This is a genomic window from Actinomadura violacea, from assembly GCF_017573465.1.
In the GTDB taxonomy this organism is placed as follows: Bacteria; Actinomycetota; Actinomycetes; order Streptosporangiales; family Streptosporangiaceae; genus Spirillospora; species Spirillospora violacea.
The window spans coordinates 1-13,204 of the sequence record NZ_JAGEPF010000034.1; the positions used below are offsets into that span (position 1 = coordinate 1).

A 13,204-nucleotide genomic window follows, 5' to 3' on the forward strand; every position below is an offset into this window, starting at 1 on the left:
TCCAGAGAGGGAAGCGGATCTGACCGCTCATCAACGACCGCTGCCTCCAGACGGCCCGGTCCTCGACGGGCGTCCCGGGCTCCGTCCGAGGCAGGACCAAGCTCAACATGCTGACTTGACAGGGAAGAAGACCGCCGCGCGGACGCGGTCGCGGGCCTCGCTCAGCGCGGTGTCGGGCAGGCCGACCAGATGCAGGCCGGGGACCCCGCTGGTGAGGGCGGCCTCGACGTCCACGACGAAGCCGTCCACCCCCACCAGGGACACCGAGCGGGTCTTGGCGAGCGTCATTCAGCACACCTCCTTCAGATGATCGATCGAGAAGCCGTCGCCCCTGACGACCAGGCCGAGCACGTCCACCCGGACCTGCGCGCCGCCGACGCCGTGCGCGGCGGCCCACCGCCAGGCCAGCCGCCGTAACCGCGTGGACTTGGCCGCCGTGATCGCCTCGAGCGGATCGCCGTACAGGGCGGACCTGCGGGTCTTCACCTCGCAGACGACGTGCGCGCGGCCGTCGTGCGCGACGATGTCGAGCTCGCCCTCGGGGCAGCGCCAGTTGCGGTCGAGGACCCTCCAGCCGAGCCCGGTCAGATAGGCGGCCGCCGCGTCCTCGCCGCGCCGGCCCAGTTCGATGTGGGCGGTCATGTGCCTCACCTCCGGCCATCGACGCTGCCGGACCCCGGAACCGCCGAACAGGTGAACCGCGTTCTGTGGAAAACCGGCTGCGATTTGGGGTGATTCGGCGAAAACGGCGTCCGGTGCTTGCCTGGCCGCGGCGTCTGGCGCAGCGTGGCCCATGTGGATCTGAACGAGGCCGTGGACGAGTTCGGGCGGCACCTGCACGCCGAACGCGGCGTCTCACCGCACACGCTGCGCGCCTACCTCGGCGACCTGGCGGACCTGTGCGCGTACGCGTCCGACGTCGGGGTCACCGATCCGGCGAGCCTGGACGTGTCGCTCCTGCGCGCCTGGCTGGCCCGCCAGCACGCGCTCGGACGCGCGCGCGCCACCCTCGCCCGCCGGACGGCGGCCGTCCGGGCCTTCACCCATCACCTCCACCGGCGCGGGCTCCTGGACAGCGACCCCGGTCTGCTGCTGGGCACGCCGAAGAAGCGCCGCGACCTGCCCAGCGTGCTCACCCAGGACGACGCGGCGCGCCTGCTCGACACGTTGGACGTGGAAGGGCCGATGGGGCTGCGCGACCTGGCCGTACTAGAGGTCCTCTATGGGACGGGCGTACGCGTCAGCGAACTCTGCGGCCTCGACGTCGACGACCTGGACACCGGCCGCCGGACCATACGCGTCCTGGGCAAGGGGAACCGGGAGCGGACCGTCCCGGTGGGCGAGCCGGCCGTCCGGGCCGTGGAGGACTGGCTCAGGGCGGGCCGCCCGGCCGTGGTGACCGAGGACAGCGGCCCCGCCCTGTTCCTCGGCGCCCGCGGGGGACGCCTGCATCCGACCAGCGCCCGCCGGATCGTCCATTCCCGGATCTCCGGTGCGGGCGCGATGCCCGATCTCAGCCCCCACGGGCTCCGCCACACCGCCGCGACCCACCTGCTGGAGGGCGGCGCCGACCTCCGCAGCGTCCAGGAGATCCTCGGCCACGCGTCCCTGCAGACCACGCAGCTCTACACGCACGTATCGGCAGAACGGCTCAAGCAGGTCCACCGCCGGGCCCACCCCCGCGCCGCCAGAGACGACTAGGTGCGTTCCTGACGGCGCTGAGGGACGCGGCGCAGGCGGCGCTCATGGGCGAGGTCGATCACGCCGGGCGGAGGACGGCGAGAACGCCCGCGCGCACGAGTGCGGCGCCAGGCGAAGGACAGGGAGTAGGCCAGGACGAGCCCGGTGACAGCCCCGCCGGTGGCCGTCGTCGCGTCGCGGAGCGTCATGCTCGGAGCCGGCGGCTCGTCGGACGGGGGATGCCGTTCGTGCGCCTTCGACGATGCCTTCTGCGGTGGTGCGGCACGCGGCCACTGGGGGAGGAGCCGCACTTCCCGCCTGACCAGGCTCAGCGGGTCCAGGTAAATGTTGCCTTTGCGCAGGCCCCAGTGCAGGCATGGCGTCGAACAGTGGAGATGGCCGTCCTCAAGGACGCCGATACGGGCGCCTAAGGTCACCTGGCGTCCGGTCTTGACGCTGGGACGGACGGGCAGGTACGTCGTGCGCAGCGGCCCGTGGTCGACGGCGACGACGCCGCGTCCGGCCAGGTGCCCGGCGTAGGAGACCCGTCCGGCCCCGGCGGCGTACACCGGTTCGCCCGGCCGCGCCGCGAGATCGACACCGCGGTGGCCGGGGCCCCACGGGACGGCCGGCGGGGAGAAGGCGCGCAGGACCCGCGGGGCGGGCGGCCCGAGCGGCCACCGCCAGGCGCCGGCTCCGGGGGAGCCGACGGTGATCGCGCAGGTGAGGAGCAGTGTGAGCAAGGTCATGCCAGGAGCCTGCCGCCCGGTCGGCGGGAACGTCAGGAGGTGCGCGAACTGTGGATAACCGCTCGGGCCGTTGATTCCCGGGGGCGTCCGCGCCCTGATAATCTGTATGCGTGCCCGGAAGGACACCGGCCAGGGCCAGGCCGTCGCCGATCCGCCGTCCGGCGGGGAGGCGGGAAGCCGCTCCCGGTGAGCGGAGAGGTCACGGATCCGGGGAACGTTCCGGATCACAGCCGCCAGGGGCTGTCCCGGCGGCTGATTTCACGCGTCCGCATGCCACCGAAGACATGGTGGGGCGACGCCCCTCGGTCCGTCGCCGCGGCGACGGTGGGGCGATGCCCGGGCGCAGGACGACAACCAAATGCGGCCCGGAAGGGCCAGAGAAGGAGAACACGGGCAATGGCACCCGTCGTCACCATGCGGCAGCTCCTTGAGAGCGGCGTCCACTTCGGCCACCAGACCCGCCGGTGGAACCCGAAGATGAAGCGCTTCATCCTCACCGAGCGCAACGGCATCTACATCATCGACCTGCAGCAGTCGCTGTCCTACATCGACCGCGCCTTCGAGTTCGTCAAGGCCACGGTCGCGCACGGCGGCACGATCCTGTTCGTCGGCACCAAGAAGCAGGCGCAGGAGTCCATCGCCGAGCAGGCGACCCGCGTCGGCATGCCCTACGTCAACCAGCGCTGGCTGGGCGGCATGCTGACCAACTTCTCCACCGTCCACAAGCGGCTCACCCGGCTCAAGGAGCTGGAGGAGATCAACTACGACGACGTGGCCGGCTCCGGCATGACCAAGAAGGAGCTGCTCGGCCTGCGCCGCGAGAAGGACAAGCTGGAGCGCACCCTCGGCGGTATCCGCGACATGGCGAAGGTCCCGAGCGCCATCTGGATCGTGGACACCAAGAAGGAGCACATCGCGGTCAACGAGGCCAAGAAGCTCGGCATCCCGGTCGTGGCCATCCTCGACACCAACTGCGACCCCGACGAGGTCGACTACCCGGTCCCGGGCAACGACGACGCCATCCGCAGCGTCAGCCTGCTGACCCGCGTCGTCGCCGACTCGGTGGCCGACGGCCTCCTCGCCCGCGCGGGCGCCGCGTCCGGCGGCGACGAGAAGCCCGCCGAGGGCGCCGCCACGGGTGCCGCCGAGCCGCTGGCCGAGTGGGAGCGGGACCTGCTGGAGAACAAGCAGGCCGAGGGCGAGTCCGCCGAGGCTCCGGCCGAGGCGCCCGCCGAGGCCGCGCCGGCCGCCGAGGCCGAAGCGCCCGCCGAGGCTCCGGCCGAAGCGCCCGCCGAGGCCGAGGCCCCGGCCGAGACGCCCGCGGAGGCTCCGGCCGACGCTCCGGCGGAGACCCCTGCCGAGGGCCAGCAGGCTTGATCCCGCGGTCCCGGCGGCGTCACGTGCGACGCCGCCGGGACCGTCGCGGGTCCCACGACCAACGACGAGAGAACGAAGAGAGCGATGGCTAACTTCACCGCCGCTGACGTCAAGCGGCTTCGCGAGCTGACCGGCTCCGGCATGATGGCCGTCAAGAACGCCCTGACCGAGGCGGACGGCGACTTCGAGAAGGCCACGGAGCTGCTGCGCCTCAAGGGCGCCAAGGACGTCGGCAAGCGCGCCGAGCGCACCGCCGCCAACGGCCTGGTCGCCGAGCACTTCAACGGCACGGGCGACGGCGCGCTGCTGGAGCTGAACTGCGAGACCGACTTCGTCGCCAAGAACGCGCAGTTCATCGAGCTGGCGGACCGGCTGGTCGCGTTCGCGGCGGGCAGCGGCGCCACCGACGCGGCGGCCCTGCTGGGCGCCGAGATCGAGCCCGGCACCACCGTCCAGGCGCTGATCGAGGAGAACAGCGCCAAGATCGGCGAGAAGCTGGAGCTGCGCCGCTTCGCCCACTTCCAGGGCGGCTACGTGGCCAGCTACCTGCACAAGTCCGACCCGTCGCTGCCGCCGACCACCGGCGTGCTGGTCGAGCTGGACAAGGAGAACGCCGAGGTCGCCAAGGACGTCGCGCAGCAGATCGCGGCGATGGCGCCCAAGTACCTGAACCGCGAGGAGATCCCCGCGGAGGCGATCGAGAAGGAGCGGGCGCTCGCCGAGCAGCTCACCCGCGACGAGGGCAAGCCCGAGCAGGCCATCCCGAAGATCGTCGAGGGCCGGGTGAACGCCTACTTCCGCGACTTCGTGCTGCTCGAGCAGGCGTTCGTGAAGGACGGCAAGAAGACCATCGCCAAGGTCCTGGACGAGGCCGGCGTGAAGGTCGTGCGCTTCGCCCGGTTCAAGGTCGGGCAGGCGTAAGGGCACTCTGGAGACAGGGACCCGAGATTCAGCGACGCAACGAGGAGGCCGCCGACGTGCCGGACAAGACGACCACAAGTGCGACGGCGGCCCCGTCGTCCGGGCAGCACGCGCCGCGCGCGGGCTGGAAGCGGGTGCTGCTGAAGCTCTCGGGCGAGGCGTTCGCCGGACGCGACCCCCTCGGCATCGACCCCGAGGTCGTGCAGCATGTGGCGGAGGCCATCTCCGAGGCCGTGCGCGACGGCGTGCAGGTCGCGGTGGTGTGCGGCGGCGGGAACATGTTCCGCGGCGCCGTCATGGCCGAGCGCGGCATGGACCGCGGCCGCGCCGACTACATGGGGATGATCGGCACGGTCATCAACTGCCTCGCGCTGCAGGACTTCCTGGAGAAGCTCGGGCTCGACACCCGGGTGCAGACCGCCATCACCATGAGCCAGGTGGCCGAGCCCTACATCCCGCGGCGCGCCATCCGGCACCTGGAGAAGGGCCGCGTGGTCATCTTCGGCGCGGGGCTCGGGCAGCCGTTCTTCTCCACCGACACGACCGCGGCCCAGCGCGCGCTGGAGATCGGCGCCGAGGCCGTCCTGAAGGCGACTCAGGTCGACGGCGTGTACGACGCCGATCCTCGTAAGAGTCCAGAGGCGGTCAAGTTCGACCGTTTGGATTACGGTGAGGTTCTACAGCGGGGCCTGAAGGTCATGGACGCCACGGCCATCAGTCTCTGCATGGACAACGCGCTCCCCATCGTGGTCTTCGACCTCATGGGGCAGGGCAACATCGTCCGGGCCGTCCGGGGTGAGAAGATCGGCACGCTGGTCAGCCCGGCGCAGGGCTGACCGCGGCCCGGAACGCGGTGCCAGGGCCGACCAGATGACATGGGAGTCACAGTGATCGACGAGACCCTCCTCGAAGCCGAGGAGAAGATGGAGAAGGCGGTCGCGGTCGCCAAGGAGGACTTCCAGGCCATCCGCACCGGCCGGGTCACCCCCGCCATGTTCAACAAGATCACCGCGGAGTACTACGGCACACCGACGCCGGTCAACCAGCTGGCGTCGTTCACGCTGCCCGAGCCGCGGATGGTCATCGTGCAGGTGTTCGACAAGTCGTCCATGCAGGCGGTGGAGAAGGCGATCCGGGACAGCGACCTCGGCGTGAACCCCACCAACGACGGCAACGTCATCCGGGTGGTCTTCCCCGAGCTGTCGGAGGAGCGCCGCAGGGACTTCATCAAGGTCGCCGGCACCAAGGCCGAGGACAGCAAGATCTCCATCCGCAACATCCGGCGGCGCGCCAAGGACACCCTCGACAAGCTCGCCAAGGACGGCGAGGTCGGCGAGGACGAGGTGCGGCGTGCGGAGAAGGAGCTCGACGACACCACGCACAGGTACGTGGCGCAGATCGACGAGCTGCTCGAGCACAAGAAGGCCGAACTGCTCGAAGTTTGATGGGACTCGACGACGCCGGGGAGCCCGCGGGCTCCCCGGATGAGCCGGAGGTCGACATGCCCGGCCCACCCCCGGGAGAAGCTCTGGACTCGCCCTCCGGCGAGGCGCCGGACACCCCCGCAGGCACCTCCGCAGACGACGCGGCGCCCTCCGGCGCGACGCCGGCCACGGGCGCGCGCGCTGAATCCGGTGAGGAGCAGGCCCCGGACCCCTCCGGTGGCGGGCGCCAGAGCAAGACCGGCAGGAACCTTCCGATCGCCATCGGCGTGGGCGTCGCCCTAGGGGCGCTCGTACTGCTGTCGCTGTACACGGTCAAGTGGATCTTCCTTGCCGTGATGGTGGTCTTCCTCTTCCTCGGCATGCGGGAGCTGACGGACGCCTTCAAGTCCCGCGGCATCAGGGTGCCCTTCATCCCGGTCGCGACGGGGATGGTGGCCACTCCGGTCGTCTCCTATGTGTGGGGGCCCACCGCGGTGGTGGCGGCGGTGTCGCTCACCGTGCTCAGCATGATGCTGATCCGGATGATGGAGGGCGCGGACGGCTACGTCCGGGACGTCAGCGCGGGCGCGTTCGTCGCGGGTTACCTGGTGCTGATGGGCGGGATCGTCGCGCTCCTCATGGCCCCGGGCGACGGCGACGACCGCACGGTCATCTTCATCGCGACGACGGTCGCCAGCGACATCGGCGGCTATTTCGCCGGCACGTTCCTCGGCAAGCACAAGCTCGCCCCCACGATCAGCCCGAAGAAGACGTGGGAGGGCGTCACCGGCTCCGCGATCACCTGCATGATCGTCGGCGGGTGGCTGGTGTCGTGGCTGCTGGACGGCGGGCACGCCTGGCAGGGCGCGCTGGTCGGCCTCGCCGCCGTGGTCACCGCGACGGGCGGCGACCTGATCGAGTCGATGATCAAGCGCGATCTCGGCATCAAGGACATGGGAACGCTCCTGCCGGGCCACGGCGGGGTCATGGACCGCCTCGACTCGCTGGTCGCGACGGCCCCCGTGGTGTGGCTGCTGCTGGAACTGTTCGTCCCGAGCTAAGCCGCCGCCGGGGGGCCGTTCCGGGCCGGGGGCTAGGAGACGATCCAGGAGCGCCCCTGCTGCGCCATGCGCCGGATGAGCGCGTCCGAGCCTTCGCTCTTGGCGTAGCGGTGCTCCTCCCCGGTGATGGGGACGAGCCACAGCCAGCGCACGGGATCGCCCTGCACGGTCAGTCCGGTGAGGGCCGGGGCCTCCGGGCCTGCCAGCCGGCTGGGATCGTCCAGGAGGAGTACGCCTTCCCATGCGCTGTCGCCGCTGCCCAGGGGGAACGTACGGGACTCGTGGTACCACTTGACCACGTCGCCTGGGGCGAACCATGTCACCGACCGCCACGGGTATTGGGCGAGCCACGGGAAGATGCTTCCCGCACGCTGGCTCGGGAGGGTGCTCGCCACGGCCAGCTCTATGCGGGCGTACGGGGCGACGTCGTCCTCGTACAGCTCCACGGTGGGCATCCGCTGGCGGCTCATCCCGACGGAACTGAGCACGGTGAATTCACGGTCGCCACGTGCGGGCCGTTCCGTCACGCCCACCGTGGGCGGCGTGGACGCGTTGCGTCCCGCCAGCTGGCGCCCTACGTCGTGCCAGTAGTGGCCACCCGGGCCGAGCCGCTGCAGCAGATGGCCTAGGACGGACTGCTGGAACTCCGCCCACGAGCCGTCCGCGCGGCACATCTTCCAGTGCTCGCGTGCGCGCTCGATGCGCGGGCCGAACTCCGCGATCTCCTCTTCCATGGGGAACGCGAACGGGCTCTGCTCCTTGGCGTCGCGCGCGTAGCCGGGGATGCCGCGGCCCATGTCCGACCATCCCGGGATCACGAACAGCGGGTCGCCCGCCTCCAGCACGGCGACGCCGTCGCCCTCCTCGAACCACACGACCTCAAGGGCGGAGACGTCGACGGCCTCGCGTCCCTGTGGGTGGGCGACATGGGACTCCGGCAGGAGCGGCGCGCCCCCCGCGTCCAGCCGCGGCCGGTCCAGCGACGACGGGGCCTTGCGGTGGTTGGCGACCCAGACGGCGCCGATCACCGAGTCCCGCGCGTCCCGCAGGTAGGCGGCGGTCACGTCGCCGTCGGACTCGACGACGAGCCGGCGGCTGCCGTACGGGCTGGCCTCGGCGTGGACGACCGTGGCGGCGGGGCTCCTGGGCGAGGCGGCGGCCCTGCGCAATACCGACATGATCGAGACCTTAGCCGCAGACAAGGTCATGTGCAGCGATGTCGTAGCGCTCGCGGGAGCGGTGTTCGCGCGCGCGGACGAGGCATCGGCAGGTGTTTGCGACACTGGAAGCACCATGTCTGCCACCACCGAGCCCACCACCGCGGGCGCCGCGCCCAAGAAGACCCCGGCGAAGCTCGTCTTCGCCGCGCCGCGGCGGGGCAAGCCGCCCCGGCACCTGGCCGACCTCACGCAGGCCGAGCGCCGCGAGGCGGTCGCCGAGCTGGGCGAGAAGCCGTTCCGGGCCGACCAGCTGTCGCGGCACTACTTCGCCCGGCTCGTCGACGACCCGGCGAAGATGACCGACCTGCCGGCCGCCGTCCGCGACCGGCTGGTGTCCGAGCTGCTGCCCTCGCTGCTCACCCCGGTGCGCGAACTGGACTGCGACGGCGGCAGGACGCTGAAGACGGTCTGGAAGGCGTTCGACGGCGTCCTGTTCGAGTCGGTGCTGATGCGCTACCCGGACCGGGCGACGATGTGCGTCTCGTCTCAGGCGGGCTGCGGCATGAACTGCCCGTTCTGCGCCACGGGCCAGGCGGGCCTCACCCGCAACCTCTCCACGGCCGAGATAGTGGAGCAGGTCGCGGCCGGCGCGCGCGCGATGGCGCGCGGGCGGATCCCCGGCGGCCCCGGCCGCGTCTCCAACATCGTCTTCATGGGCATGGGGGAGCCGCTCGCGAACTACAAGGCCGTCATAGGCGCGGTGCGCCGCATCACCGACCCGGCCCCGGCCGGACTCGGCATCTCCCAGCGCTCGGTGACGGTGTCCACGGTCGGCCTCGTCCCGGCGATCGAGAAGCTGGCCGCCGAGGACATGTCGGTGCGGCTGGCGCTGTCCCTGCACGCGCCCGACGACGAGCTCCGCGACGACCTCGTCCCGATCAACAACCGGTGGAAGGTCGCCGAGGTCCTGGACGCCGCGTGGGCCTACGCAGACCGCAGCGGGCGCCGCGTGTCGATCGAGTACGCCCTCATCAAGGACGTCAACGACCAGGCCTGGCGGGCCGATCTTCTCGGCAGGCTCTTGCGCGGCCACCTCGTACACGTCAATCTGATCCCGTTGAATCCGACGCCGGGCTCCAAGTGGACCGCCTCGCGGCCGGAGGACGAGCGCGAGTTCGTCCGCCGCCTGGAGGCCCACGGGGTCCCGGTCACGGTGCGCGACACTCGGGGCAGGGAGATCGACGGGGCCTGCGGACAGCTGGCCGCGGCGACCAAGGACTGACGCGCCGGCGGCGCCCCCGGGCCCGCGGGCGCGGGGACGAGGGCTGAGGAGCACGGTGGCGCTGATGAGCACGCGGCTGCCGGTGGCGTTGCGGGGGTACGACCGGACGCAGGTGGACGGCCTGCTCGAACGGATCTCGGGCGCGCTGAACGGCGGGCCGCCGATGTCGGCCGACGAGGTGCGCACGGCGCGCTTCGACGTCGTCCTGCGCGGCTACGACCGCCGCGCGGTGGACGACCTGGTGCGCGAGTGCATCCGGGAGCTGGAGACGAAGGCGCCGATCGCCGAGCGCCCCGGCCGTCCCCGGGCGAACCCCGCCTGGCTGATCAACTGGATCCAGAACGCCCGGTTCTCCGGCTCGGGCATGCACAGCGGCTACGACGTCCGGGACGTCGACGCGTTCCTGGACCGGGTCGTCGCCGGGCTGCGCGGCTCCGCCCCGCCGGTGTCGGCGCGGGACGTCCGGGAGAGCGCGTTCCGCGTCGTCCGGCTCGGACCCGGCTACGACGAGCAGGAGGTCGACCGGTTCCTCACCCAGCTCGCCGGGGCCATCGAGGGCCGCTGACGATCACGGCCGCGAAGTTATCCACATTTTCCCCGCGGGGTGGTGACCGGCGCCGGGGCCCAGCAGGCTTCGGGGCATGGACGACTTCGACGCGCAGCGCCGGCGGCTGGGCTCCTTCCTCGGCCTGCTGTTCACCCGCGAGATCATCTCGGTCCTGCTGTCCCTGGCCCGGCCCGCGGTGCGGCTCGGTGCCGGCGGCGGGGCGCCGGTCAGGCTCGGCGGCGCCCCGCTGCTGCCCGCCGCCGCGGCGTGGCCGGTCTGGAGAGGCCGCCCGCTGGACTTCCTCGGCGCCGTCGACTTCGCCGGGCTCGCCGTCTTCGGGACGATCCCCGGCCTGCCCCGCACGGGCCGCGCGGCCTTCTACTACGCGAGCGAGACCCCGCGGCCGTGGGGCGACGCGTCCGGGCAGCGGGACGGCTGGCGCGTGTTCACAGGCGACCTGCGGCCTGTCGAGCCGCCGCCTGGAGCCCTGTCCTATCCGCCGACGGAGCTGAGCGCCGCCCCGTTCCTGTCCCTGCCGTCGCCGCAGGAGCCGGTCATGCAGCGGCTGGAGCGCCTCAACCGCGGCATTCTCGCCGAGTACGAGCAGCTGCACGCGGTCTGGTCACGGCACGTCACGCCCGACGTGCCCGCGCATCAGCTGGGAGGCTGGCCCGACCTCGTCCAGCGGCCGATCGGTCCCGACTGCCTGTACGCCTCCACGGGACGGCCGCTGGAGACCCTCGACGCGCCCGACCTGTCACCCGACGACACGGCGGCCGCCGCCGACTGGCGCCTGCTGCTCCAGCTCGACTCCGATCAGCGTCTCGGCTGGTACTGGGGCGATCCAGGACGCGTCTACTTCTGCTCCCGCCGGAGCGACCCCTTGGAACGGGCATGGCTGACCGTCCAAGCGACATGACATCCGGAGGAACCATGCGGCTCTTGCAGACTCGGCACCCTGGTTCGGTCAGTGACGCAGCCGGGCCACGAACATGTAGGCCGCGCCGACGACGGCCGACCATAGCCCCAGGTGCAGCATCAGGCCGGGGAAGTCCGCGAGGAAACGGTCCGGGCCGTCGTGCGCCGCCCGCAGCCACTCGATCATCGGCACGGAGAGCCAGGACAGCCGTCCCAGGCCCAGCAAGAGGACGACCGTAGCGCCGCCCAGCAGCGCCAGGAGCGACACCCCGGAGTCGGGGATGACGGCCCGGCTCGTCCAGGCGCCGAGCAGCGTGCCGGCGAACGCCACCGGCGCGCTCAGCGCGCACCCCGCGAGGATCGCCCGACCCGGCGCACCCACCTGCAGCGCCTGCACGAGAGGAATGGCCAGCACAATGACGCCCAGGCCCAGGTTCACGGCGTATGCGGCGATCAACCCCGCCCAGGTGGGCGTCCAACGGTGCCGCGCCGCCGTTGCCGACAACGCCCGCTGCTCGTCGGGCTGCGTGTCCAGCAGGGCCCGCGCCGTCCACGCCCAGATCGGGAACATGAACGCCGCCACATCGCCGAAGGTGCCGACGGAGAGCTGGACCCGCTCCGGCCCACCCGGCCCCTGCACGAGCACGAGCACCATCACCAGCGCGACGACGATCACCGGATGCAGAACGCGCAGCGACCGCACGTACCCCTCGACCTGGAACCGCGCGAGCGCGATCACCGCCCCCACCCCGCAACCCCACCCCGCCCCGACCTCACACGGCCGTCACGCCCCCGCCCTGGGCGCATGCGATCGTTGCCCTCGAACTCAAGCCGACGGTCCAGTACCAAGGCTCCGAGGTCCTGGCGTCTGCATCCCGAGTGGTCCTCATGCCCAGGGCTCACGTGGCCGCCCCGTCCCGCCCGGTCATCCCGTCCCAGGCTCATGCCGGCGCCACGTCTCGGCCTCGGATGGTGGTCCGCGGCCGGGCTCATGCGGGCGTCGCGTCTCGGCCTCGGACGCTCGTCCGCTGCCGGGCTCGTGGGGGCGCAGCGTTTCGGCATCGGTTGGTGGTCCTCTGCCGGGCTCGTGGGGGTGTCGCGCTTCGGTCTCGGACGCTCGTCCGCCGCCGGGCTCATGCGGGCGTCGCGTCTCCGGCTTGGACGGTCATCCCGTTCTGACCTCGCATGCTCGTCGCTGCCCGAGCCTGCCGACCATTGCCAACGTGGGCGCTTGGCCTCATCGCGAACAGTGCCCGGGTCCTCCGAGACGGCATGCCGGCCGCTGCCCGGGCATGCCTCGGACGTTGCGGGGGACGTGGTGATCATCGGTCGGGCCTCCGCACGGTGTAGCCGTCCGCGCGGAGCTTGGTCTCCACGGTGTCGGCGTCGGCTTCGGGCACCACAACCTCGAGCACCGTCAGGTTCGGGACGTCCGCCTCCTCGCCCGTGTCCAGGCGGGTCACCGTCCCGTCGGCGACCTGGACCCGGTCGATGCCCGGAAGCGACTCGATGCAGCGCTGGTGGTCGCTGATGACCACGGTGGCGCCGCTGGCGGCGAGCCCGGCGATCAGGCCAGGCAGGGCGTCGCGGGTTGCCGCGTCCAGACCGGCGAAGGGCTCGTCGAGGATGAGGAGACCCGGATCGTCCATGAGCGCCTGCGTGAGCCCGACCTTCTGCGCACTGCCTTTGGACAGCTCTGGCAACCGCACATCGAGGAGATGCTCGAAACTCAGGCGTTCGGCCCACGTCCCGATCACGTCCTTGGGCACCTGCCTGACCGCGGCCATGTGGGCGAGGTACGAGCGGACGGTGAACGGCTGGTCCACGGGAAAGCGCTCGGGCGCGTACCCGACCCGGCGCGGCCTGTCTCGCACCGAACCCCGCCGGGGAGCGCGAAGACCAGCGATGAGGCGCAGAAGCGTCGACTTTCCCGCACCGTTCCGGCCGGTCACCTCGGTGACGCTGCCCGGCGGGAGGGAGAGCGTGACGTCACTCAACACCCAGGGTCCCCTCCGGTGATAGCGGAAGGCGACATCGTCGAGCCGCATAGGACACGAAGGGTAGCGATGGAAACCTAAGGACGCC

General features: G+C 71.7%; 14 protein-coding genes and 1 pseudogene. 9 read left to right on the forward strand and 6 right to left on the reverse strand.

The window, feature by feature from the left end; all coding sequences use genetic code 11:
- Positions 1-126 precede the first annotated feature (126 nt).
- A pseudogene (locus tag J4709_RS42505) lies at positions 127-288 on the reverse strand (magnesium chelatase domain-containing protein); the annotation flags it as partial.
- Positions 289-642: a YraN family protein gene (locus J4709_RS42510; RefSeq protein WP_208250720.1), complete on the reverse strand. Its 354-nt coding sequence runs from the start codon at positions 640-642 to the stop codon at positions 289-291.
- A 153-nt stretch (positions 643-795) separates the two neighbouring features.
- Between J4709_RS42510 and J4709_RS42515 the strand changes: the two genes are divergently transcribed.
- The gene (locus J4709_RS42515; protein WP_307802033.1) at positions 796-1,701 is read left to right on the forward strand and encodes a tyrosine recombinase XerC; all 906 of its coding nucleotides are present in this window, start codon (positions 796-798) and stop codon (positions 1,699-1,701) included.
- On the opposite strand, the gene J4709_RS42520 is transcribed toward J4709_RS42515, so the two are convergent.
- Positions 1,698-2,429 (reverse strand): murein hydrolase activator EnvC family protein, encoded by a 732-nt coding sequence (locus J4709_RS42520; RefSeq protein WP_208250724.1) that lies wholly within the window; start codon positions 2,427-2,429, stop codon positions 1,698-1,700. The two genes, J4709_RS42515 and J4709_RS42520, sit on opposite strands and share 4 nt — an antisense overlap.
- 396 nt (positions 2,430-2,825) lie before the next feature.
- Here J4709_RS42520 and rpsB point away from each other — a divergent pair, with 396 nt between their 5' ends.
- From rpsB to J4709_RS42545, 5 genes are all read left to right on the forward strand, one after another.
- Positions 2,826-3,806, forward strand: a complete 981-nt coding sequence (gene rpsB / locus J4709_RS42525) for a 30S ribosomal protein S2 (protein ID WP_208250725.1) — start codon at positions 2,826-2,828, stop codon at positions 3,804-3,806.
- 84 nt (positions 3,807-3,890) lie between these two features.
- Positions 3,891-4,727, forward strand: coding sequence for a translation elongation factor Ts (tsf, locus tag J4709_RS42530; RefSeq protein ID WP_208250727.1), 837 nt, complete (start codon positions 3,891-3,893; stop codon positions 4,725-4,727).
- Between the two features lie 56 nt (positions 4,728-4,783).
- On the forward strand, positions 4,784-5,563 hold the full coding sequence (gene pyrH / locus J4709_RS42535) for a UMP kinase (RefSeq protein ID WP_173099538.1): 780 nt from the start codon (positions 4,784-4,786) through the stop codon (positions 5,561-5,563).
- A 51-nt stretch (positions 5,564-5,614) separates the two neighbouring features.
- The gene (gene frr, locus J4709_RS42540; RefSeq protein WP_173099539.1) at positions 5,615-6,172 is read left to right on the forward strand and encodes a ribosome recycling factor; all 558 of its coding nucleotides are present in this window, start codon (positions 5,615-5,617) and stop codon (positions 6,170-6,172) included.
- Positions 6,172-7,212, forward strand: a complete 1,041-nt coding sequence (locus J4709_RS42545; RefSeq protein ID WP_269757600.1) for a phosphatidate cytidylyltransferase — start codon at positions 6,172-6,174, stop codon at positions 7,210-7,212. Before frr ends, J4709_RS42545 begins: the two co-directional genes overlap by 1 nt.
- Before the next feature lie 32 nt (positions 7,213-7,244).
- Here the strand turns inward: J4709_RS42545 and J4709_RS42550 are convergent, their stop codons facing one another.
- Complete coding sequence (locus tag J4709_RS42550) at positions 7,245-8,390, reverse strand: suppressor of fused domain protein (RefSeq protein WP_208250728.1); 1,146 nt, start codon at positions 8,388-8,390, stop codon at positions 7,245-7,247.
- Between the two features lie 115 nt (positions 8,391-8,505).
- Between J4709_RS42550 and rlmN the strand changes: the two genes are divergently transcribed.
- The 3 genes from rlmN (at position 8,506) to J4709_RS42565 (ending at position 11,120) form a co-directional block, all read left to right on the forward strand.
- Positions 8,506-9,654, forward strand: coding sequence for a dual-specificity RNA methyltransferase RlmN (gene rlmN / locus J4709_RS42555; protein WP_208250729.1), 1,149 nt, complete (start codon positions 8,506-8,508; stop codon positions 9,652-9,654).
- A gap of 64 nt (positions 9,655-9,718) precedes the next feature.
- Positions 9,719-10,219 carry a DivIVA domain-containing protein gene (locus tag J4709_RS42560; protein ID WP_208250733.1) on the forward strand — a complete coding sequence of 167 codons (501 nt, stop codon included), beginning with the start codon at positions 9,719-9,721 and terminating at the stop codon, positions 10,217-10,219.
- A 76-nt stretch (positions 10,220-10,295) separates the two neighbouring features.
- Complete coding sequence (locus J4709_RS42565) at positions 10,296-11,120, forward strand: DUF1963 domain-containing protein (RefSeq protein WP_208250735.1); 825 nt, start codon at positions 10,296-10,298, stop codon at positions 11,118-11,120.
- Positions 11,121-11,168: 48 nt separating this feature from the next.
- Here the strand turns inward: J4709_RS42565 and J4709_RS42570 are convergent, their stop codons facing one another.
- Together J4709_RS42570 and J4709_RS42575 are read right to left on the reverse strand one after the other, a co-directional pair.
- On the reverse strand, positions 11,169-11,858 hold the full coding sequence (locus J4709_RS42570; protein ID WP_208250736.1) for a hypothetical protein: 690 nt from the start codon (positions 11,856-11,858) through the stop codon (positions 11,169-11,171).
- A 583-nt stretch (positions 11,859-12,441) separates the two neighbouring features.
- Positions 12,442-13,167 carry an ABC transporter ATP-binding protein gene (locus J4709_RS42575; RefSeq protein WP_208250737.1) on the reverse strand — a complete coding sequence of 242 codons (726 nt, stop codon included), beginning with the start codon at positions 13,165-13,167 and terminating at the stop codon, positions 12,442-12,444.
- Positions 13,168-13,204 lie beyond the last annotated feature (37 nt).

Coding starts and splice junctions, on each gene's coding strand:
- rpsB (WP_208250725.1), top strand. CDS start 2,826: ATGGCACCCGTCGTCACCATGCGGCAGCTCCTTGAGAGCGGCGTCCAC.
- J4709_RS42545 (WP_269757600.1), top strand. CDS start 6,172: ATGGGACTCGACGACGCCGGGGAGCCCGCGGGCTCCCCGGATGAGCCG.
- tsf (WP_208250727.1), top strand. CDS start 3,891: ATGGCTAACTTCACCGCCGCTGACGTCAAGCGGCTTCGCGAGCTGACC.
- J4709_RS42550 (WP_208250728.1), bottom strand. CDS start 8,390: ATGTCGGTATTGCGCAGGGCCGCCGCCTCGCCCAGGAGCCCCGCCGCC.
- J4709_RS42575 (WP_208250737.1), bottom strand. CDS start 13,167: ATGCGGCTCGACGATGTCGCCTTCCGCTATCACCGGAGGGGACCCTGG.
- J4709_RS42565 (WP_208250735.1), top strand. CDS start 10,296: ATGGACGACTTCGACGCGCAGCGCCGGCGGCTGGGCTCCTTCCTCGGC.
- J4709_RS42560 (WP_208250733.1), top strand. CDS start 9,719: ATGAGCACGCGGCTGCCGGTGGCGTTGCGGGGGTACGACCGGACGCAG.
- rlmN (WP_208250729.1), top strand. CDS start 8,506: ATGTCTGCCACCACCGAGCCCACCACCGCGGGCGCCGCGCCCAAGAAG.
- J4709_RS42520 (WP_208250724.1), bottom strand. CDS start 2,429: ATGACCTTGCTCACACTGCTCCTCACCTGCGCGATCACCGTCGGCTCC.
- J4709_RS42510 (WP_208250720.1), bottom strand. CDS start 642: ATGACCGCCCACATCGAACTGGGCCGGCGCGGCGAGGACGCGGCGGCC.